This window comes from Streptomyces sp. SN-593 (assembly GCF_016756395.1).
GTDB lineage: Bacteria > Actinomycetota > Actinomycetes > Streptomycetales > Streptomycetaceae > Actinacidiphila > Actinacidiphila reveromycinica.
In genome coordinates, this window is record NZ_AP018365.1 from 2,706,305 (window position 1) to 2,727,649 (window position 21,345).

Annotated in this window: 14 protein-coding genes and 1 pseudogene; 3 read left to right on the plus strand and 12 right to left on the minus strand. The window is 74.1% G+C overall.

What is annotated here, in order from left to right; genetic code table 11:
• Window positions 1–12: 12 nt before the first annotated feature.
• From RVR_RS11125 to RVR_RS11175, 11 genes are all read right to left on the minus strand, one after another.
• Window positions 13–1,551 (minus strand): polysaccharide biosynthesis protein, encoded by a 1,539-nt coding sequence (locus RVR_RS11125; RefSeq protein WP_202233697.1) that lies wholly within the window; start codon window positions 1,549–1,551, stop codon window positions 13–15.
• Window positions 1,544–2,440, minus strand: a complete 897-nt coding sequence (gene rfbD / locus RVR_RS11130; RefSeq protein WP_272933073.1) for a dTDP-4-dehydrorhamnose reductase — start codon at window positions 2,438–2,440, stop codon at window positions 1,544–1,546. The genes RVR_RS11125 and rfbD overlap by 8 nt, the downstream gene beginning before the upstream one ends.
• The gene (rfbB, locus tag RVR_RS11135; protein ID WP_202233698.1) at window positions 2,437–3,420 is read right to left on the minus strand and encodes a dTDP-glucose 4,6-dehydratase; all 984 of its coding nucleotides are present in this window, start codon (window positions 3,418–3,420) and stop codon (window positions 2,437–2,439) included. Before rfbB ends, rfbD begins: the two co-directional genes overlap by 4 nt.
• Window positions 3,417–4,484 (minus strand): glucose-1-phosphate thymidylyltransferase, encoded by a 1,068-nt coding sequence (locus tag RVR_RS11140; RefSeq protein WP_202233699.1) that lies wholly within the window; start codon window positions 4,482–4,484, stop codon window positions 3,417–3,419. The genes rfbB and RVR_RS11140 overlap by 4 nt, the downstream gene beginning before the upstream one ends.
• Before the next feature lie 161 nt (window positions 4,485–4,645).
• Window positions 4,646–6,706, minus strand: a complete 2,061-nt coding sequence (locus tag RVR_RS11145) for a hypothetical protein (protein ID WP_202233700.1) — start codon at window positions 6,704–6,706, stop codon at window positions 4,646–4,648.
• A 238-nt stretch (window positions 6,707–6,944) separates the two neighbouring features.
• Window positions 6,945–8,444, minus strand: a complete 1,500-nt coding sequence (locus tag RVR_RS11150) for a bifunctional cytidylyltransferase/SDR family oxidoreductase (RefSeq protein WP_202233701.1) — start codon at window positions 8,442–8,444, stop codon at window positions 6,945–6,947.
• A gap of 99 nt (window positions 8,445–8,543) precedes the next feature.
• A complete protein-coding gene (obgE, locus tag RVR_RS11155; protein ID WP_202233702.1) occupies window positions 8,544–9,986 on the minus strand; it encodes a GTPase ObgE in 1,443 nt (480 codons plus the stop codon).
• Between the two features lie 132 nt (window positions 9,987–10,118).
• Window positions 10,119–10,373 carry a 50S ribosomal protein L27 gene (gene rpmA / locus RVR_RS11160; RefSeq protein WP_202233703.1) on the minus strand — a complete coding sequence of 85 codons (255 nt, stop codon included), beginning with the start codon at window positions 10,371–10,373 and terminating at the stop codon, window positions 10,119–10,121.
• 14 nt (window positions 10,374–10,387) lie between these two features.
• Window positions 10,388–10,711, minus strand: coding sequence for a 50S ribosomal protein L21 (gene rplU, locus RVR_RS11165; RefSeq protein WP_103889203.1), 324 nt, complete (start codon window positions 10,709–10,711; stop codon window positions 10,388–10,390).
• A gap of 307 nt (window positions 10,712–11,018) precedes the next feature.
• Window positions 11,019–15,428 carry an Rne/Rng family ribonuclease gene (locus tag RVR_RS11170; RefSeq protein WP_202233704.1) on the minus strand — a complete coding sequence of 1,470 codons (4,410 nt, stop codon included), beginning with the start codon at window positions 15,426–15,428 and terminating at the stop codon, window positions 11,019–11,021.
• A gap of 224 nt (window positions 15,429–15,652) precedes the next feature.
• A complete protein-coding gene (locus RVR_RS11175) occupies window positions 15,653–16,456 on the minus strand; it encodes a TIGR03936 family radical SAM-associated protein (protein ID WP_202233705.1) in 804 nt (267 codons plus the stop codon).
• A gap of 617 nt (window positions 16,457–17,073) precedes the next feature.
• Here RVR_RS11175 and RVR_RS11180 point away from each other — a divergent pair.
• Together RVR_RS11180 and RVR_RS11185 are read left to right on the plus strand one after the other, a co-directional pair.
• Window positions 17,074–17,388 (plus strand): hypothetical protein, encoded by a 315-nt coding sequence (locus tag RVR_RS11180; RefSeq protein ID WP_202233706.1) that lies wholly within the window; start codon window positions 17,074–17,076, stop codon window positions 17,386–17,388.
• Between the two features lie 6 nt (window positions 17,389–17,394).
• The gene (locus RVR_RS11185; protein WP_237404686.1) at window positions 17,395–18,480 is read left to right on the plus strand and encodes an SPFH domain-containing protein; all 1,086 of its coding nucleotides are present in this window, start codon (window positions 17,395–17,397) and stop codon (window positions 18,478–18,480) included.
• Here RVR_RS11185 and RVR_RS38880 read toward each other — a convergent pair.
• A pseudogene (locus RVR_RS38880) lies at window positions 18,432–20,402 on the minus strand (glycoside hydrolase family 76 protein); the annotation flags it as partial. The gene RVR_RS11185 and the pseudogene RVR_RS38880 sit on opposite strands and share 49 nt — an antisense overlap.
• Between RVR_RS38880 and RVR_RS11195 the strand changes: the two are divergent.
• Entirely contained in the window at window positions 20,401–21,237 is an 837-nt protein-coding gene (locus RVR_RS11195; RefSeq protein ID WP_202233708.1) for a helix-turn-helix transcriptional regulator, read from the plus strand. The pseudogene RVR_RS38880 and the gene RVR_RS11195 overlap by 2 nt on opposite strands.
• The last annotated feature ends 108 nt before the right edge of the window (window positions 21,238–21,345 follow it).

A 21,345-nucleotide genomic window follows, 5' to 3' on the forward strand; every position in this document is an offset into this window, starting at 1 on the left:
CCCTTTCGTCAACTATTCAACCGATTGCGGACGATCCGCGGGTTCCATGGCATTGGTCCCCGATAGGGCATCCGTCCATCCAGCTTGACGGTCGAAGTGACGCGGAGGTTGCTTCCGGATGGCATAAGTCACCCGGATGGAGAGCATGACCGCGGTGATCGCGGCGCCAGCGGCATATGCGATCTCGACGCGGTCACGGATCGGCAACGGACTGGCCGTCACCGCGAGCAGCGCGGCCGTGCCGACCGCCCACGACAGCAACTGCCGGCCGTGGCCGCCGGTGGTCTGGAGCGCCTGGCCGAGGACCGAGGCGAGCATGTAGCAGAGGGTGCCGGCCGACAGCCAGGCGAAGTCCGCCCAGCCGAGCAGGTCGGGCGACCCGAACAGCCGCGGCACCAGCCAGGGGCCCAGCGCCACCGCCACCACTCCGCCGGTGCCGCCCAGCAGCCCGGTGAACGTCGCGGTGCGCAGCAGCAGTTGGCGGTAGGCGGCGCGGTCGCCGGCCGCGACGGCCTCGGACAGTCCGCGCAGCAGCGACGCCTGGAGCGAGCCGAAGACGAACAGCGGCACCCGGGCCAGCACCACCGCGGACAGCAGCGCGGTGATGAACGCGGTGTCGTCGGGCGCCAGCAGCTTCACGCTGATCACCGAGACGTTCACCAGCAGTTGGGCCAGCAGGGTGGAGGGGATCAGCGCGAGCAGGCCGGACCACAGCGCCCGCCACGGCAGCGGTGGCACCGGCCGCAGCGCCGTCGATCCGCCCGGCCGCACCACGGGCCCGGACGCCGCCGGCGCGCCCGGCGCACCCGCTCCCCCGCCGGCGAGGGGCCCGGCGGCCGGTCCGGCCGCGGCGCGCGCGCCGCGCACGCCCGCCGCGTCCCGCGCGCCGTACCGCGCCGCGCGCAGCACCCACGGCAGCGTGGCCGCCACCGACAGCAGCGTCGGCACCACCAGCACCGCGGCGAACGGCAGCGGCGCGTGCGTGCCCGCGACCGCCAGCAGCACCGAGCACACCACCCGCAGCACCCCGTCCAGGGCCAGTTGCGCGCCGTACGCGGTGAACCGGCCGGTGCCGGCGAGCATGCCGCGGCCGGCGTACGCCAGCGACAGCGCCCCGAACGCCGCGCACAGCGCGCCGACCAGGGACAGCTCGCCGTCGAAGAGCCGGTCCGCGATCGGGCGGGCGAAGACCGCCACCGGCACGCACACCGCGGCCAGCAGCCCCAGCGAGCTCGCCAGCCCCCGGCGCAGCACCGGACCGGTGCCCTCGCCGGCCACCACCCGGGCCGCGACCAGCCGGGTCATCTCCTGCTCGATGGGGAAGAACAGCCCGAGCCCCACCGAGAAGACCAGGGTCCACAGCACCGACACGCCCGCCATCCGGTCGGACGGCAGCGTGCGGCCGGCCGCGGCGAGCTGGATGTAGCTGGCCAGCCCCAGGACCACGGTGCCCGCGCCGACCAGCGCGGTCCCCGGCGGCAGCACGTCCACCGCCCGCCTCCCCAGCCGCCGCGCCCGCCCACCGGCCGCGCCGGCCGGGGCCTCAGCCACGTTCGGCTGCCACCAGGGCGGGGAACGCCTCGGCCAGGGCCGACTTCCAGTCGCGGATCGGCTCGATGCCCGCCGACCGCCAGCGCTCGTGGCCGAGCACGCTGTAGGCCGGACGCGGCGCGGGCCGGGCGAAGGCCGCGCTGGTGGTGGGGTGGACCCGCTCGGGGTCCGCGCCCAGCAGCCGGAAGATCTCCCGGGTGAAGCCGAACCAGGTCGTCTCGCCGGAGCTGGTGCCGTGGTAGACGCCGGCCGGGGCGTCGCCGGCGAGCGCCGCCGCGCCCAGCCGGACCAGGTGGTCGGCGAGGTCCACGGTCCAGGTGGGCTGCCCGCGCTGGTCGTCCACCACGTCGAGGGTGTCCTTGACGCCCTCCAGCCGGATCATCGTGCGCACGAAGTTGCCGCGTGCCGCGCCGTACAGCCACGCGGTGCGGACCACGTACCCGTCCTCGGGCAGGGTGTCGAGCACCGCCCGCTCGCCGGCCAGCTTGGTGCGCCCGTAGGCGCCGCGCGGTCCGGTGGCGGCGTCCTCGGCGTACGGGCGGTCCGCGTCGCCGGCGAAGACGTAGTCCGTGGAGACGTGGATCAGCTTCGCGCCGGACTTGGCGCACGCCTCGGCCAGGTGCCGGGGGCCGTCGCCGTTGATCCGTGCGGCCTGCGCCTCGCGGGTCTCCGCGTCGTCGACCCCGGTCCAGGCCGCGCAGTTGACGACCAGGACGGGCTGGTGCTCGGCGACGGCGGTGGCCACCGCCTCCGGGTCGGTGATGTCCAGGGCGGTACTGCCCAGGGCCACCACCTGGGCGCCGGGCTCGGTCCGCAGCCGGACCAGCAGGTCCTGGCCCAGCATCCCGGCGGCGCCGGTCACCAGCCAGGTCGCGTTCGGCGGTTTCACAGTGCGGCGCGCTCCTTCAGCGGCTCCCACCAGGCCCGGTTGTCCCGGTACCAGGCGACGGTCTCGGCCAGGCCGGTCGCGAAGTCCTTGCGCGGCTCGTAGCCCAGCTCGGTACGGATCTTGGTGCAGTCCACCGAGTAGCGGCGGTCGTGGCCCTTGCGGTCCTCGACGTACTCCACGCTGTCCCAGTCGGCCCCGCACGCGTCGAGCAGCAGGCCGGTCAGCTCCTTGTTGGACAGCTCGGTGCCGCCGCCGATGTTGTAGACCTCTCCCGGGCGGCCGAGGGTGCGCACCAGGTCGATCCCCTGCACGTGGTCGTCGATGTGCAGCCAGTCCCGGATGTTGCCGCCGTCGCCGTAGAGCGGCACCTTCCCGCCGTCCAGCAGGTTGGTGATGAACAGCGGGATGACCTTCTCCGGGAAGTGGTGGTGCCCGTAGTTGTTGGAGCAGCGGGTCACCCGCACGTCCAGGCCGTGGGTGCGGTGGTAGGCGAGCGCGATCAGGTCGCTGGACGCCTTGGCCGCGGAGTACGGCGAGTTCGGCTGGAGCGGGTCGGTCTCGGGCCAGGAGCCCTCGGAGATCGAGCCGTACACCTCGTCGGTGGAGATGTGCACGAAGGTGCGCACGCCGTTGCGCAGCGCGCCGTCCAGCAGGGTCTGGGTGCCGGCCACGTTGGTGGTGATGAACTCGGTGGCGCCCAGGATCGAGCGGTCGACGTGCGACTCGGCGGCGAAGTGCACCACCTGGTCGTGCTCGGCGAGCAGCTTGTCGACGAGCGCGGCGTCGCAGATGTCGCCCTGCACGAAGCGGAAGCCGGGGTGCGCGCGGACCTCGTCGAGGTTCGCCGGGTTGCCCGCGTAGGTCAGCTTGTCCAGGACGGTGATCCGCACGTCGCCGGGGCCGGTCGGGCCGAGCAGCGTGCGGACGTAGTGGGAGCCGATGAAGCCGGCCCCGCCGGTCACCAGTATGCGGTCGGTCATGACGAGATCTGCACCTTGCTGTGATCGCCGAGCACCAGGCGGTGCGCGGCAGGGTTGCGGGGGGCCGGGGTGACTTCGACGTTGCGCCCGATCAGCGACGCCTCGATCCGGCGCACACCGGTGAGCGAGGAGTCGCGCAGCAGTATCGAGTACTCGATCTCGCTGTCCTGGATCCGGCAGTTCTCCGACACGGAGGTGTACGGGCCGACGTACGCGTCGTTGATCACCGTGTTCGGGCCGATGACCACCGGACCGACGATCCGGCTGCCGGACACCTTCGCGCCGGCCTCGATCCGGACCCGGCCGATGATCTCGCTCTGCTCGTCGACCTCGCCGAGCACCTCGGGTTCGAGGGTGTCCAGCACCGACCGGTTGACCTCCAGCATGTCGGTGACGTTGCCGGTGTCCTTCCAGTAGCCGGAGATGGTGGTGGAGCGCACGTCGCGGTGCTCGTCGATCAGCCACTGGATGGCGTGGGTGATCTCCAACTCGCCGCGCCAGGACGGCGTGATGGCCCGCACCGCCTCGTGGACGGCGGGGGTGAAGAGGTAGACGCCGACCAGCGCCAGATCGCTCTTGGGCTGCTTCGGCTTCTCCTCCAGGTTCGTCACCCGCCCCTGCGCGTCGAGTTCGGCGACGCCGAAGGAGGTCGGGTTCGGCACCCGGGTGAGCAGGATCTGCGCGTCGGGGCGCTCGGCGCGGAACTCCTCGACGAGGCCGCTGATGCCCCCGACGATGAAGTTGTCGCCGAGGTACATCACGAAGTCGTCCTCGCCGAGGAACTCGCGGGCGATCAGCACCGCGTGCGCCAGGCCGAGCGGCGCGTCCTGCGGGATGTACGTGACGCGGATGCCGAGGGCGGAGCCGTCGCCGACGGCCTCCCTGATCTCCTCCGCGGTGTCACCGACGATGATGCCGACCTCGGTGATGCCGGCCTCGGCGATGGCTTCGAGGCCGTAGAACAGCACCGGCTTGTTGGCGACCGGCACGAGCTGTTTGGCGGAGGTGTGGGTGATCGGCCGGAGACGGGTGCCCGCCCCGCCGGAGAGCACAAGTGCTTTCACGTTAGGTGTCCCATGCAGATGGATTCAGGGGCGGTCACTGCGGGTCGCGACCCGCGCCCCCGGCTGCGAGCATACCCGGACGACACCCCGCGTTCCGCTCCCGGACACCTGCGCCGGACCCTTTGCCGGGCGGGTGTCCCGGAGCGGTTCGCTCCGATTTGCTACCTGGCCTGCGCGGTCGGGCCGCCGAGCAGATCGGCGTCACCCGTCTGGCCCAGTGCGGCCTGCTGGGTGAGTCGGATGTCCGCCTTGTGCGCCAGCTCGCGCACCGCCGCCGTGAACCGCTCGATGGAGGTCGGGTGGTCCGGGCCGAGCAGGTACTGCTTGATCTCCCGGCGCGGACCGGCCAGCGGGTCGCCCGCGGGGCTGACCACGGCCGTGACCAGCTCACCGACCCGGCTCGCGGAGTTGTCCAGGACGAGGGCGGCCCGGGCGGCGGTGTTCTGCCGCTTGAACTCCTCCTCGCCCAACTGGGCGGAGTCGGTGATGGCGTACGGCTTGCCGGTCGCCACGAAGTCCGAGACCACGCTGGAGATGTCCGAGACCATCGCGTCGGACTCGTTGAAGCACTCGTACAGGTGGGGCATCGGGCCGGTGACGACCTTGTGCTCCCAGGCGCTGAGCGACCGCCAGTACGCCGCGTTCCAGCGGCCGCGCAGTTCCGCGAGCCGCGCCGTCAGCTCCGGGTCGGCCATCGAGTCGCGGGACATGGTGGCCATGTCGCCCTCCGCGGAGGTCACTTCGGCCACCAGCGAGTCCAGCTCGCCCTGTATCGAGGCGAGTTCGGCGCGGGCCGCGGCCTGCACCGCCTTGCCCTCGGCGATCCGGGCGGACCAGTCCGGGTCGGCGGCGCGCTCGGCGTTCGCCTTCTCCAGCACCGCCACCACCTTCTCGTGCGCCCGCTTCGCCTTCGGGTTGACGGTACCGGTGAACGGGTGCGGCTTGTACAGCACCCGGACCGGGGTAGCGGAGCCCACCAGGCCGCGCATGATGTTCGCGCCCGCCAGGATCAGCGAGGTGTTGCCGGGCTCGTCGGTCCAGCCCTCCCAGGTCGGCGCGTACAGCACGGTCGGGATGCCGCTCGCGGCGGCGCCGTCCCAGGCGGCGATCCCGGCGAGCTGCGGCCGGCCCACCTCGACGACGTCCTCGTCGCGCACGCCGACGTCGGCCAGCGCGTAGCGGTCGCGTCCCGCCTTGCCGGCCGTCCACACCTCGTCGTACGCCTTGCTGAACGGGTTGATGCTGGCGACCTTGTCGCTGTCGCCGTGGCCGACGAAGACGTGCTTCATGCTCGGCACCCGCAGCAGGTGGATGTTCTTGCCCACGTTCGCCGGGTACAGGGCGACCCGCACGGTGGACAGGTCCATGTTCATCAGGTGCACCGCGCCCGGCACGCACAGCACCGGCACCGCGGTGTCCGCGAGCTGGAGCAGGATCGCGCGCTCCCGCAGGATCACCAGCGGCCGCTCGCCGGGCAGGTCCGCCATGGTGTCCAGCCACATGTTGACCTGGTACGCCGAGTCGGGCGAGCCGGAGAAGTACAGCACCGTGGTCGGCCGGTAGGCCCGCAGCCAGGTGTCCATGAACGCCAGCGCCTCGTCCGTCTTCGCCGGCAGCCGGCGGCGGGTGAGGTACGGCGCCAGGGCCAGCGTGTAGACGATGCCCAGGCCCAGGGTGAGCGCGGCTCCGGCGTAGACGTACGCGAGGTGCCCGTCCTTCGCGTAGATCAGCAGGCCGATCACCGCGAACAGGTCCAGGTGCAGCATCTTCTCCGCGGCGCGCGAGATCAGCACGGGGGACGGCGCCTTGGTGATGCGCATCCCGCTCAGGTCGATGTTGCGGGTGCCGAACGGGAGCTTGCGGCGGTTGCGGATCAGCGTGATCAGGGCCGAGTGCGGGGCCTGCATGCCGTAGAAGACCAGGAAGCACACGATGGCGGCGGAGAACGCCCGGCTGTTGGCGAGGTTGAGCTGCGCCATCAGCAGCACCAGCGTCAGCTCACGCAGCAGGAAGCGCAGCGACAGCCCGGCCCGGGCCTTGCTCAGCCGGTTGATGAGGTACGAGCGGCGTTGGTGCAGGTACCAGTCGGTCACGTAGCTGACCGCGCCGGCGGCCGCGAAGAACCACAGGCTCGGCAGCAGCGCGGCGATCACCAGGCACGGGTAGCTGAGGAGCATGAGCAGCGCGGCGGCGAGTTCGCCGCCGGACGCCACACGGGCCATGCGAATGGCTTTTGAGATCACGGGGTGACTGCTCCAGTGCGATGTCGAACGAGACGTCGAATGAGGACAAGGGGGTCGGATGGGGCGGGAAGGGCGCGGCCGAGGAGGCGGTGCGGGAGCAGGCGGCCCGGGAGGCGCCGCGCCCCCTCATCGGCCCGGTCGGCCTCATCAACGGACGAAGTCCCTGGGCGCACCGCATCACACGGGCCCAAGGACTGTCGATCCGATCCGGTCAAGACTACTGCTCGTCCTCCCCCTGGGCGAGGACGTGGGCCAGGGCCCGCTCGATCCCGGAGGCGCCGGACAGGCCCTGCATCGGGTCCTGCTGGCGGACGTCGATCACGTGGCCGGTGAGGGTGGACAGCAGGACGTCGAGCGAGGTGCGGGCGACCGCCTCCGAGGAGAGCAGGGTGCCGGCCGGCTCCTGGCCGAACGCCTTGGTGCGCATCGGGGTGGCGGTCCGCTCGGGGTTCACGCAGTTGACCCGGATGCCGTCGCCGGCCCACTCGTCGGCGAGCGCCTGGGTGAGGTTCACCATCGCGGCCTTGGTGGACGAGTACAGGCTGTACTCGGCCCGGCCCCGGGTGTAGCTGCTGGAGGTGTAGAGCAGGAGCTGGCCGCGGGTCTCGGCGAGGTACTTGTGCGCGGCGCGCGCGATCTGCACCGGGGCGAGGTAGTTGACCCGCAGCGCCTCCTCGATGGTGGCGTTGTCGGTCTCGGCGAGCTTGCCGATCCGCAGCACGCCCGCGGTGTTCACCACGTAGTCGACCCGGCCGGTCTCCGCGTAGGCCCGCGAGAGCGCGTCGTCGACGTGCTCGGGGTCCTCGACGTGGGTGCCGGTGGTGGAGCGGCCGAGCGCGAAGACCTTCGCGCCGTACCCCTCGGCCATGGCCGCGATGTCGGCGCCGATGCCGTAGGAGCCGCCGAAGATCACCAGGGTCTTGTCGGCGAGCAGTTCGCGGTAGGCCGCCTCGTCGGACTGGCCGGGGGCCGCGGTGGAGGCGAGCTGGAAGAGCTTGTCGGCGATGAAGACGTCCACCGGGGTGGTCACCTTCATGTTGTGCTCGTCGCCGGGGACCACGTAGATCGGCACGTCCGGCAGGTACCGCAGCACCACCGAACAGTCGTCCGTGGCCTGGAAGTTGGGGTCGCCCCCGGCCACCTCGTAGGCCCGGCGGATGGTGGACAGCCGGAACGCCTGCGGGGTCTGGCCGCGGCGCAGCCGGGAGCGGTCCGGCACGTCCGTGATGAACTCGCCGTCGCCGCCGTGGGTGCGGGTGACGATGATGGTGTCCGCGGACGGGATCGCCACGTCCACCGCTTCGTACCGCTCCAGGGCGGTCACGCAGTCGCTGATCACCCGCTGGGAGATCAGCGGGCGCACGGCGTCGTGGAACAGGACGTTGCGGTCCTGGCCGGGCTCCAGTTCCTCGCTCAGCGCGGCGATGGCGCGCTCGGTGGTCTCGTTGCGCGTCGCGCCGCCCTCGATCACCCGGCTGACCTTCTTCAGGCCGGCCTTCGCGACGATCTTCTCGACGTCCGGGACGTAGCCCGGTGCCATCAGCACGATGATGTCGTCGATCGCGTCCGCCTGCTCGAAGATGGCGAGCGTGTGCTCGATCAGCGACTTCCCGGCGATCTTCAGTAGCTGCTTGGGAATCGACAGGCCGACCCGCTGCCCCGTGCCACCGGCAAGGACGACAGCGGTGGTACGGGTGGAAGCATGGTGCAGGGACACGTGAGACCTACCTAGCGGCAACAAGAGATACGGGGATCGTCTCACCCCCGGTAACCGTCCCGCAAGGCGGGGTTCACCGAACCGGGGGCCCGCCCCGGGTCAGCCGCCGAACGGGTGGAACTCGTCGTACGCCTCCGCCGCCTCGTCGTGGGCGGCCTGCCGGTCGCGGCGGCGGGCCGCCGCGGGCCGCGGCGCGTCGAACCGGTGGTCCTCGCCGCGCCGGCCCAGCATCTCGGCGCCGGCCGCGAGCGAGGGCTCCCAGTCGAAGACCACGGCGTCCTCCTCCGACCCGATCGCGACGCCGTCGCCCGACTTCGCGCCCGCCTTGACCAGCTCGTCCTCGACGCCGAGCCGGTTGAGCCGGTCCGCGAGGTAGCCGACCGCCTCGTCGTTGGTGAAGTCCGTCTGGCGCACCCACCGTTCGGGCTTCTCGCCGCGCACCCGGTACAGCTCGCCGTCGAACGTGACGGTGAACCCGGCGTCGTCGACCGCCTGCGGGCGGATCACCACGCGGGTGTTCTCCTCGACCGGGCGGGCCGCCCTGGTCTCGGCCACGATGCCGGCCAGCGCGAACGACAGCTCCTTCAGGCCGGTGTGCGACACCGCGGAGACCTCGAGGACGCGGTAGCCGCGCGCCTCCAGGTCCGGCCTGATCATCTCGGCCAGTTCCCGCCCGTCGGGCACGTCGACCTTGTTGAGCACGACCAGCCGCGGCCGGTCCTCCAGCCCGCCGCCGTACGCCCGCAGCTCCGCCTCGATCACGTCGAGGTCGGTCACCGGGTCGCGGTCGGACTCCAGGGTCGCGGTGTCCAGCACGTGCACCAGCACCGAGCAGCGCTCGACGTGCCGCAGGAACTCCAGGCCGAGCCCGCGGCCCTGGCTCGCGCCGGGGATCAGCCCGGGCACGTCGGCGATCGTGTAGACGGTGGAGCCTGCGTTGACCACGCCGAGGTTGGGCACCAGCGTGGTGAACGGGTAGTCCGCGATCTTCGGCTTGGCCGCCGAGAGCACGGAGATCAGCGAGGACTTCCCCGCGCTCGGGTAGCCGACCAGCGCCACGTCGGCGACGGTCTTCAGCTCCAGCACGATGTCCCGGGCCTGCCCGGGCACCCCGAGCAGCGCGAACCCGGGCGCCTTGCGCCGGGTCGAGGCGAGCGCCGCGTTGCCGAGGCCGCCGCGGCCGCCCTGCCCGGCGACGTACGTGGTGCCCTGGCCGACCAGGTCGGCCAGCACGTTTCCGTGCCGGTCCTGCACGACGGTGCCGTCCGGCACCGGCAGCACCAGGTCGGTGCCGTCCTTGCCGGAGCGGTTGCCGCCCTCGCCCGGCTTGCCGTTGGTGGCCTTGCGGTGCGGGCTGTGGTGGTAGTCGAGCAGGGTGGTCACGTCCTGGTCGACGACGAGGACGACGTCCCCGCCCCGCCCGCCGTTGCCACCGTCCGGTCCGCCGAGCGGCTTGAACTTCTCCCGGTGCACGGAGGCGCAGCCGTGGCCCCCGTTACCCGCGGCGACATGCAGTTCGACGCGGTCCACGAAGGTGGTCATGGGTGCTTCCTCCAGAACGTACGGGTTTCCCGCGGTTCTCGCGGTCCTACTGGCCTTGTAACACGCCGAGGGCGGCCCCGCTTCCCGGAGTCCGGGAACGGGTCCGCCCTCGAATGGTTCCTGCGGCCTGCCTCAGGCGGCCGGAACGATGTTCACCACGCGGCGACCGCGCTTCACGCCGAACTCGACCGCGCCGGCGGACAGCGCGAACAGCGTGTCGTCCTTGCCGATGCCGACGCCGGAGCCGGGGTGGAAGTGGGTGCCGCGCTGGCGGATGATGATCTCACCGGCGTTGACGACCTGGCCGCCGAAGCGCTTCACACCGAGCCGCTGAGCGTTGGAGTCGCGCCCGTTCCGGGTGGACGATGCGCCCTTCTTGTGTGCCATCTCTCCTCAGTCCCTTACTTCGCAGCCGCGGCGGGGATGCCAGTGATCTTCAGCGCCGTGTACTGCTGGCGGTGACCCTGGCGACGGCGGTAACCGGTCTTGTTCTTGTAGCGCAGGATGTCGATCTTCTGGCCCTTGTGGTGGTCCACGATCTCGGCCTCGACCTTGATCCCGGCGAGCACCCACGGGTCGCTGGTGACGGCTTCGCCGTCCACCACGAGCAGCGTCGAGAGCTCGACGGCGTCGCCGACCTTGCCGGTGGGAATCCTGTCAACCTCGACGATGTCGCCGACGGCCACCTTGTGCTGGCGGCCACCGCTACGCACGATCGCGTACACGCGGAACTCACTCTCGCTCGAATTCGAAACCCCTGATGCCAGCACCCCATGTCCTGCCGCGGGGGGCCTCTCCCGGCGGGGCCGGGAGGAAAGTGCTCAGTGGATGGCGCAAAGACGCCGAGGATTCAGGGTACGGATCGCTCCCGCCCCCGGTCAAATCCGGTCCGCACCCGCACCCGGCCGGCGTGCCGCGGGTCCGCCCCACGCAGCCGCGAACCCTTCCGCCCGCCCCCGGGCGGCCGCTCACCGGCGGGTGGCCGGGGGCGGGTTCCAGGGGCGGGCAGAAGGGGTGCTGCGGGCCGGGCGGCTACTCGGCGGGAGTGCTCGCCTTCTTCGTCGCGGCCTTCTTCGTGGTCGTCTTCTTGGCCGCCGTCTTCTTGGTGGCGGCCTTCTTCGCCGTCTTCTTGGCCGCCGCCTTCTTGGCCGGGGCCTTGCGCGCCCGCTTCTTGGGCTCGGCTCCGGCCTCGGCGTCCTCGGCTTCGGCGCCCTCGGCGGGCGCGGACCCGGAGGTGACGGCCTCGGACCCGGCCTCGGCTCCGGCCTCGGCCGGCGCGGGCTCGGCGGCCGGGACGACCACCACCGCCGCCTCCTCGGCCGCGGCAGGTGCCCCCGCGGGCGCCGTCGCCTTCCGGGTGGCACGCCGACGGGTACGCGCCGGCGGCTCGGTCGAGACGACCGGCTCCGGCTCCGACTCCGCGACCGGCTCGGCCTCGGGCTCGGCGGCGACCACGACCACCGCCGCCTCCTCGGCCGCGGCGGGCGCCCCCGCGGGCGCCGTCGCCTTCCGGGTGGCACGCCGACGGGTACGCGCCGGCGGCTCGGTCGAGACGACCGGCTCCGGCTCCGACTCCGCGACCGGCTCGGCCTCGGGCTCGCTCACCGGGACGACCACGACGGCCGGCTCGGGCTCGCGGTCCGCGGCGGCCGGTGCCCCGGCCGGGGCGGTCGCCTTGCGGGTGGCGCGACGCCGGCCGCGGCCGCGGGCGCCGTTCGCGGCGGCCTCCGCCTCGGCGGCGCTGCCGAACCACTCCTCCTCGGGGTCGCCGACCGCCGGCACCAGGTCCGACTCGCCGACCTCGATCGGCTCCAGCTCGGGCAGTTCCGCCTCGTCGCCCTGCGCCGGCTCGGCCGCCGCGGCCACCTCGTGCTCGTGGTCGGGCTCGCCCGCGGCGGCGCCGCGGCGGCGCTTGCGCTTGCCGCCCCCGCCCCCGGTGGTGGTGGCCTGGTCCATGTGCACGATCACGCCGCGCCCGTTGCAGTGCACGCACGTCTCGGAGAAGGACTCCAGCAGCCCCTGCCCGACCCGCTTGCGGGTCATCTGGACCAGCCCGAGCGAGGTGACCTCGGCCACCTGGTGCTTGGTCCGGTCCCGGCCCAGGCACTCCAGCAGCCGCCGCATCACCAGGTCGCGGTTGGACTCCAGCACCATGTCGATGAAGTCGACCACCACGATGCCGCCGAGGTCGCGCAGCCGTAGCTGGCGGACGATCTCCTCGGCCGCCTCCAGGTTGTTGCGGGTGACGGTCTCCTCCAGGTTGCCGCCCTGTCCGGTGAACTTGCCGGTGTTGACGTCGACCACGACCATCGCCTCGGTCTTGTCGATCACCAGCGAACCGCCGGACGGCAGCCACACCTTGCGGTCCAGCGCCTTCAGCAACTGCTCGTCGATCCGGAAGTTGGCGAAGACGTCGACCTCCGACGTCCAGCGCGACAGCCGGTCGACGAGGTCGGGCGCGACGTGGTCGACGTACTCGTGCACCGTCGACCACGCCTCGTCGCCGCTGACGATGACCTTGGAGAAGTCCTCGTTGAAGATGTCGCGGACCACGCGCACCGTCATGTCCGGCTCGCCGTAGAGCAGCGTCGGCGCGTTGCCGCTCTTGGACTTGCGCTTGATCTCCTCCCACTGCGACTGGAGCCGCTCCACGTCGCGGCGCAGCTCGTCCTCGCTGGCGCCCTCGGCGGCGGTGCGCACGATGACGCCCGCGTCCTCGGGGACGACCTTCTTCAGGATGGACTTCAGCCGGGCCCGCTCGGTGTCGGGCAGCTTGCGGCTGATGCCGGTCATGGAGCCCTCGGGCACGTAGACCAGGTAGCGGCCGGGCAGCGAGACCTGGCTGGTCAGGCGGGCGCCCTTGTGGCCGATCGGGTCCTTGGTGACCTGCACCAGCACCGGCTGCCCGGACTTGAGCGCGGACTCGATCCGGCGCGGGCCGCCGGACATGCCCAGCGCCTCGAAGTTGACCTCGCCCGCGTACAGCACCGCGTTGCGGCCCTTGCCGATGTCCACGAACGCGGCCTCCATCGACGGCAGCACGTTCTGCACCTTGCCGAGGTAGACGTTGCCGACGTAGGAGGTGGCCTGCTCCTTGTTCACGTAGTGCTCGACGAGGACGTTGTCCTCCAGCACGCCGATCTGGGTGCGCTCACCGTTCTGCCGCACCACCATGACGCGCTCGACCGCCTCGCGGCGGGCCAGGAACTCGGCCTCGGTGATGATCGGCACCCGGCGGCGGCCCTGCTCGCGGCCCTCGCGGCGGCGCTGCTTCTTGGCCTCCAGGCGGGTCGAGCCCTTGATGGACTGCACCTCGTCGGAACCGGTGCCGCCCTCGTAACGGGACCGCGGTTCGCGGACCTTGACGACGGTGCGCTCCGGGTCGTCGGAGCCGGCACCGGACGTGTGGTCGTCACCGCTGTCGGAACCGCGGCGGCGGCGACGGCGCCGGCGGCGGCTGCTGGAGGAGGAGCCGCCCTGCGCGTCGTCGTGGTCGTCGTCGTGGGCGCCGCCCTCGTCCTCGTCGTGGCCCTCGGCGGTCTCGTCGGACTCGTCGTCCCCGCCGTTGTCCTCGTGGTCCTGCTCGCCGGACTCACCGCGGCGACGGCGGCGGCCGCCCCGGCGGCGGCGACGGGACGGGCGGTCCTCGCCGTCCTGCTCGGTGTCCGAGCCGTCGGCGCCCCGGTCCTCGCCCTCGTCGTCGTGGTCCTCCGCCTCGGCCTGGTCGGCGGGGGCGGCGGCCTGCGCGGGCTCGGCCTGCTGCACCTGCTGCTGCTCGGCCTCCTGCTCCCCGGCGGGCGCCTGCTCGGGCGCCGCGCCGCGCCGGCGCCGGCGACGGCGCGGGGTGCGGTCCTCGTCGGCCTCGGCGGTCGCGTCGGCGGCGGCCTCCTCCTCGGCGGCCGGGGCGGGTGCCACGGCGGCACCGGCCTCGGGGGCCTGGAACACCGGCGGCTGGAAGACGGCGACGGCCGGGCGGGTCGCGCGGCGGCGGCCGCGCGCGGGCGCCTCCTCGGCGGGCGCCTCCTCGCTGGGCGCGGTGGCCTCGCCGGCCTCGGTGCGCACGTCGAGGTCGACGGAGTCGGCGGGCACGCCGAAGGCGGCGGCGATGGCCTCGACGGCTTCGGCGGTCGCGTCGGCGACGGTCTCGCCGTAGCCGCGGATCTCGTAGGCGTCGTCGACCTCGACGCCCCAGCCGTCGCCGTCGCGCAGCGCGCGGCCGGTGTAGGCGTGGCGGCCGGCGGAGTCCTCGCGGGGCGCGAGGTCACCGGGCTTGAGCCGCCGCAGGCCGTCGCCGGCGGAGAAGGTCGGGACGGCGGCGCCCTTGCGGCCGCGGCGGCGGGGACGGCCGCCGCCCTGCTGGTCGTCGGCGGCGGCGGGCGCGGCGGGAGCCTGGGACTGGGCCCGGGCGGCCGGTGCGGGCTGCGACGGCGCGGCGGGAGCCGGCTCCGCGGCGGGCGGGGCTGCCTCGGCGGGGGCCGCGGCCGCGCGGGTGGCACGGCGGCGGGTACGCGCCGGGGCGGCGCTCTGCTCGCCCGCGGGGGCGGCGGGGGTCTCTTCGGCGGCGACCACGGGGGCGGCGGGAGCCGCGGCCGGGGCCTCGGCGGGCGTCTCGGCCTGCTCGGCGGGCGCCGGGGAACCGGCGGGCGCGGTGGCCTTGCGGGTGGCCCGGCGGCGGGCGCGCGGCGGTGCCGCGTCGGCGGCGGTCTCCTCGGCGGCGGCCGGGACCGCGGCCTCGGGGGCCGGGGCGGCGGCGGGCTCGGCGGCCGGGGTCTCGGCCTGCTCGGCGGGCGCGGGGGCACCGGCCGGGGCGGTCGCCTTGCGGGTGGCGCGACGGCGCGGGCGCGCCGGAGCGGCCTCCTCGGCCTCGGCAGCGGCGGGCACGGTGTCCGTGCTCGGGGTCGTACCGGGGCCGGCGTCGGGGGCCGGGGCGGCGGCGGGGGCCGGGGCGGCGGCGGGCTCGGCGGCCGGGGTCTCGGCCTGCTCGGCGGGCGCGGGGGCACCGGCCGGGGCCGTGGCCTTGCGGGTGGCACGTCGGCGCGGGCGCGCCGGAGCGGCCTCCTCGGCCTCGGCAGCGGGCGCGCTCTCCGTCGCCGGAGTCTCCTCGGCCGGAGCGGCGGCAGCGGTCTTGCGGGTCGCACGACGGCGCGGGCGCGCCGGAGCGGCCTCCTCACCCTCGGCAGCGGGCGCGCTCCCGGCCGCCGGAGTCTCCTCGGCCGGAGCCGCGGCAGCGGTCTTGCGGGTCGCACGACGGCGGGGCGCGGCCGGGGCCGCCTCCTCCGTCTCCGCCGCGCCGGAGGCGGCGCCCGCCGGTTCGGCGGCGGTCTCGGCTCCGGGCGGACCCGCGGGCCGGGACGCGGCGCGACGGCGGCGGCGGGGTGCCGCGCTCTCGTCCGCGGCGGCGGAAGGCGTGGTCTCGGGGGTGGTCTCGTCGTTGTCAGGCATTCGGGCAGTGCTCCCGTCGTGCCCCCGGGCGCCGCGCCTGGTGTTCCGGGGTCGGCGGGCCGCTTGGGTCGCGGTGGCCGTCCGCCGGGGCGCGGGCGCCGCACGGGGGCTTGCTGTCTCGCTCGTCGGCCCGCCCCTGCGGGGGGCCGACGAAAGTCTCGTGTGGTCAGCGTCGCCCGGCCCGGGTGGCTCCCTGGCGCGTCGGCAACGCGTCGACGCCGTACCTAGGCGGAACCGGCAGGCACCGCCACGGCGTCGCGATCGGGCGCGAGCGGGTCGGTGACCGTGCCGGACTCCTCGTCGAGCGGCCCCTGCGCCAGCCTGGTCACCGCTACGGGGACCGGCGGCGCGAGGTCGGCCGTCGCATGGAGGCCGGACAGTACGTCGTCGGGTCGCACGGCAGGTGTCAGGTGTCGTACAACCAGCCGCAGTATCGCACAAGCGCCGCCCCGAGGCGCGGCGGCACCCTGATCCGTCGCGTCCGACCGGTCCGTACCGCCCGCGGCGGCCTCCGCGACCGCCGCCCCGACCGACGCCGGGACGACCTCGAACCGCGCGACGGCGGCCCGGCAGTCGAAGGTGCGCACGCCGTTCTTGGTGGTGCGCTTGACCTCGACGGTGTCGGCGGCGAGGAACGCGGCCACGGCCCGGCGGGCCTCCTCGGGCTCGACGCCGTCGAGCCGCAACTGCCACACCGACGCCTCCAGGCGCTCGGCGAGGCCGGAGGTCCGGGCGTCGACGGCCTCGATGACGTCGAGGCCGTCCGGCAGGGACCCGTCCAGCAGCAGCCGCAGCCGCTCGGGGTCGCGCGGTGCGGCGAGCGCGATCTCCAGGTACTCCGCCTCGCTGGCGACGCCCGTCGGGGCGGCGTTCGCGTACGACACCTTCGGGTGCGGGGTGAACCCGGCCGAGTACGCCATCGGCACCTCGGCGCGGCGCAGGGCCCGCTCGAAGGCGCGCTGGAAGTCGCGGTGGCTGGTGAACCGGAGGCGGCCGCGCTTGGTGTACCGCAGGCGGATGCGCTGCACCGCCGGCGCCGGCGGCGGGCCCTCGGGCTGTCGCTTGCCCAGTGTCGCTCAGTCCTTCGTCTCGCGTTCGCTACGCCCGTGCGGGGCTTGTGCGGCCCGCCCGGGTGTTCCTGCGTGTCCAAGGTTACGCCGCGGGGCCCTCCGGGGGTGCCAGCGGGCCGCTCGCCGCGGGGGCTCACGCCGCCCGACCCCCGGCCGCCCCGTCCTGGCCGAGCGCGCAGTTCCCCGCGCCCCCTCCGGCACCCCCGCCCGCCGCAGGGGCACACGCCGCCCGCCCCCGGCCGCCCCGTCCCGGCTGAGCGCGCAGTTCCCCGCGCCCCTCCGGCACCCCCCGCCCGCCGCGGCACCCCCACTCGCCGCAGGGGCTCGCGCCGCCCGCCCACGGACGCGCCGTCCTGGCTGGGCGCGCAGTTCCCCGCGCCCCCTCCGGCACCCCCCGCCCGCCGCGGGGGTGGGCCGGGGGTGTGGGGCGGTCGGGGGGTGTGGAGGCGGGGTAATGTGGAGGTACCGGGGCGATTCGTGCGTCGGCGCACCCGGGTCGGCGCCGCCACCGGTGACCGTTCGAGTGCGGGCGGCCGTCGTCGTACGGGCGCGCCGCACGGCGAGGTGAACCACCGATGACCATCGCCATAGCCCTCGCGGTGATCGCGGTCGTGGCCGTCGCCGGCGTCTGGCTGCTGCGCAGGCAGGCCGCCGAGCAGCGGGACGGCGAACCCGCACCGCGGATCGAGGACGGGCCGCCCGCCCGCGCCGAGGAAGGCGCCGAGGCCCGGCCCGCAGCCGACTTCCCCTGGCGGGAGCGCCCCGGGGACCGTCCCGGTGACGACGGCCTCCCGCCGGACCACGACCTGCCGCCGTCCGCCTCGCCCGACGCGGTGCCCGCGGGGCGCCTGCCGGATCCGCGGGGCGACGGGCTCCGCCCGGGGAGGTGACCGGCCGTGGTCGTCCTCGTCACCGTCCTGATCGTCGTCGCCGTCCTGGCGCTGGCCCTGCTCGCGCTGAGCGTGCGCAACGTGCAGCAGTACGAGCTGGGCGTCGTCTTCCGGTTCGGCCGGCTGCTGCCGGACATCCGCGAGCCGGGCCTGCGGCTGATCAGCCCGGTCGGCGACCGGATGCACAAGGTGCCCGTGCAGACCGAGGTGTTCGGGGTGTCGCCGCAAGGCGCGATCACCGCGGACAACGTGACGCTGACCGTCAACGCGGTCGTCTACTTCCGCGTGGTGGACCCGGTCAAGGCACTGGTCAACGTGCACGACTACCGCGGCGCGGTCGCGCAGATCGCGCAGACCTCGCTGCGCGCGGTGATCGGCCGGGCGGACCTCGACACGCTGCTGTCGGACCGCACCCGGGTCAACGCGGAGCTGAAGAAGGTCATGGACGCCCCCACCGAGGGGCCGTGGGGGCTGCGCATCGAGCGGGTGGAGATCAAGGACATCGCGCTGCCGGAGTCGATGATGCGGTCGATGTCGAAGCAGGCCGAGGCCGAACGGGAACGCCGGGCCCGGGTCATCGCCGCGGACGGCGAACTCCAGGCGTCGCAGCGCCTGACCGATGCCGCCGCGACCATGGCCGACACCCCCGGCGCCCTTCAACTGCGCCTGCTCCAGACCGTGGTGGACGTCTCCGCGGAGAAGAACAGCACCCTGGTGATGCCCTTCCCGGTGGAGATCCTGCGCTTCTTCGAACGGCTCGGCGACGAGGGGCTCGGCAACAGGCACCTGGGGGCCGCGGGCCCGGACGGTGAGCGGTCCGACGCCGGACGCCCCGGCACCGGGGAACGCCCCGACACCGGACGCCTGGACGCCGAAGAACCCGCCGGCGTCGCGGAACCCGTCGGCGTCGACGAACCCGCCGGCGGCGCGGAACCCGCCGGCGGCGAACGGCGCCCCGACCGTCAGGACGCCGCGAGCAGGGCGCTCAGCGCGGACGCCTCGGTGCGCCAGTCCGCGGTGCCGCCGCCCGACCAGTCCTCGGCGACGCGGTTCAGCCCGTCGCGCGCGGTGGACCACAGCGAGCCGGCCTGAGCGGCGGCGAAGGAGCCGTAGGCGTTGCCGGTGACGGAGTCCAGGTCCTGGAGGTAGCGCATGAAGACGCCCTTGAACTGCTTGGCGTTGTCGTCGCAGGACGGCGTGGAGGCGTCGCAGGACTCGGTGAGCACGCCGTTCCTGACCAGCGCCGGGGAGGCCACGGCGGCGTCGGCCAGCCTGCGCGCGGTGCTCAGGTCGGCGGAGTCGCCGGTGGCGCGGTACATCTCCACCGCCGCCCCGATCGCCAGGCCCTGGTTGTAGGACCAGACCGTCTGCCCGTTGTTCGCGCACCCGCTGGTGAGGCCGTCGTTGACCAGTCCGGAGGAGTTGATCAGGCCGCTCTTCTGGAACCACTGCCACGAGGTGGTGGCCCGGCCCAGCCAGGTGGTGTCACCCGGGATGCGGTCGTGCAGTTCGGCGGCGATCCGGACGTACAGCCCGTTGGTCACCGCGTTCTTGTACGTGCGCTCCCGGTCCCACCACACCCCGCCGCCGCAGGTGCCGGTGTCCCACAGCCCGTTGACGTAGGTGGCGATGGTGACCGCTTCGTCGAGGTAGGTGTGGTCGCCGGTGAGGTCGTAGGCGTCGATCCAGGCCAGCGCCCACCACTCGGAGTCGTCGGTGGCGCGGCTGATGAAGTCGCCGTCGATCGGGTCGGAGCTGCGGGCGCCGGCGGGGAAGGACGCCTTGTCGATCTGGTAGGTGCGCCGCACGATCCACTCGTAGCGGGTGTCGCCGGTCTGCCGCATGTAGTCGATCACGGTGGCCAGCGCGACCGCGGAGTTCCACCAGCTCGACGGCCAGTAGGCGGTGTTCGGGTCGTAGGAGTACATCAGCGCGTCCGCGGCGGCCGACGCCTTCGTCGGCGCCGGGCGCGCCCACGCGGTGCAGCTTCCGTTCTGGCCCTCGACCGCGCGGCCGCACGCGCGCACCGCCCCGCCGTACAACCGGCCCAGCGGGTCACTGGTGTTGAAGCGCGCGGTGGACGTGCCGGTCGCGCCGGACGGCGTGCTGGTACGGCCCTTGGAGGAGCCGTCCGGCCAGCTCGCGCCCTGGTCCCAGGAGCGGTCGAGCCAGATCTCGTCGCCCGCCTTGCCGCCCGCGATGGTGCCCCAGGCCATGCCGGTGCTGTCCGTGTGCAGCGCGATGGTGCGGCCGCTCAGCGTCGTGGCGGGGACCGGCTGGGTGTCGCCGGGCGCGCTGCCGGAGCCGTCGCAGGCCGTGGCGCAGACGGTGAGGTGCGCCCAGGTGGTGCACGCGACGCCCTGCGCGTCGCCGCAGGCGCGCAGCACCGCGCGGCGGTGGTTCGTCGGGTCGTAGAGGTTGTACATCAGCGTGCGGGTGCCGGTCCACGTCGAGGGGATGGACGCCTTGCCGAGCAGCCCGTCCCAGGTGGTGCCGCCGTCCCAGGAGCGGTCCAGCCACACCGAGTCACCGGTCTGCCCGCCGTCGATGCTGGCCCAGGCCATGCCGTCGGTGTCGTCGACGTGCAGCCGTACCACCCGGCCGTTGAGGCTGAGGTCGGGGACGGGGAAGGTCTCCTGCGCGGCCTGCGAGGGGTCGAGGGTGTCGCAGTACAGCGCGCACACCTGCGTCGTGGCGGCGGCCGTCTCCGCCCGGGCGCCGGTCGCGCCGGCCCCCTGGAGCAGCGCCGCCACCGCCAGCAGCAGCGCCAGCACCAGTGGCACCGCTCCCCCGCGCGTCCCCGGCACCGTACGCATGACGCCTCCTCGGACCCGTCCGCCCTGCCCCTCGCGCACCTCTTGCACCAGGGGAAACGGAGCACCCAGCAGGCATGAGAGCACGGCCGTCATTGACATGTCCACAGCCATGACAACGATGGCATCGATTGGCCGGATCGCGCCCCTCCGCTCCGGCGCCGTCCGCCGCGGGGCCGGGTGCGGGAGCATGGAGGGCATGAACCCCCTCGGTGCCGCGCTGCGGGCGTGGCGGGACCGGCTGGACCCGGCGACGGCGGGGCTGCCGCACGGCTCGGCGCGCCGGGTGCCCGGGCTGCGGCGCTCGGAACTGGCGTCGCTGGCCGACATCTCCGTCGAGTACGTGGTCCGCCTCGAACAGGGCCGGGTGGCGGCCCCTTCGCCCCAGGTCTGCGCCTCGCTGGCCCGCGCCCTGCGGCTGACCGGCGAGGAGCACGCCCACCTGCTGCGGCTGGCCGGCCACGCCGCGGACCCCCGCCGCGTGCCGCGGCACGTCCCCGACAGCCTGCTGCGGATCATGGACGAACTCGCCGCCAACCCGCTGTCGGTCTACGACGCCACCTGGGGGCTGCTGCACTGGAACCCGCTGTTCGCGGCGACCTTCGGCGACCCCGCCCGGCTCGGCCCGGCGGACCGCAACGCGCTGGTCTGGCAGTTCCTGGACGCCATGCCGGCCCCGGTCCGGCAGACCGCCGACGAGCGGACCGCCTTCGAGGAGTCCCTGGTCGCCGACCTGCGGGCGACCACGAGCCGGTTCCCGGCCGACCCCGGCGTCGCGGCCCTGGTCGCGCGGCTGGAGCGCAGCCCGCGCTTCCGCGAGCTGTGGGGACGGCCGTCGGTGGGCGGCCACGAGAGCGCCCACAAGGTGGTCGGGCATCCCGACGTCGGCGACATCGCGCTGAACTCCGACACCCTCACCACCCAGGGCGGCAACCTGCACCTCGTCGTCTACACCGCGCGCCCGGGCACCGACGCGCGCGGCAAGCTCGACCTCCTCGCCGCCGTCGGCGTCCAGGCGGTGTCCGCGCGGGGGTGAGGCGCCGGCGGTGCACCACCGCGCCGGGCCCCGCGCCCGCCGGGCACCCGCGCACCGGGCCACCAAGGGTGGTACGCGCCGTACCACCACCGTCCGTGGCTCCCCCCG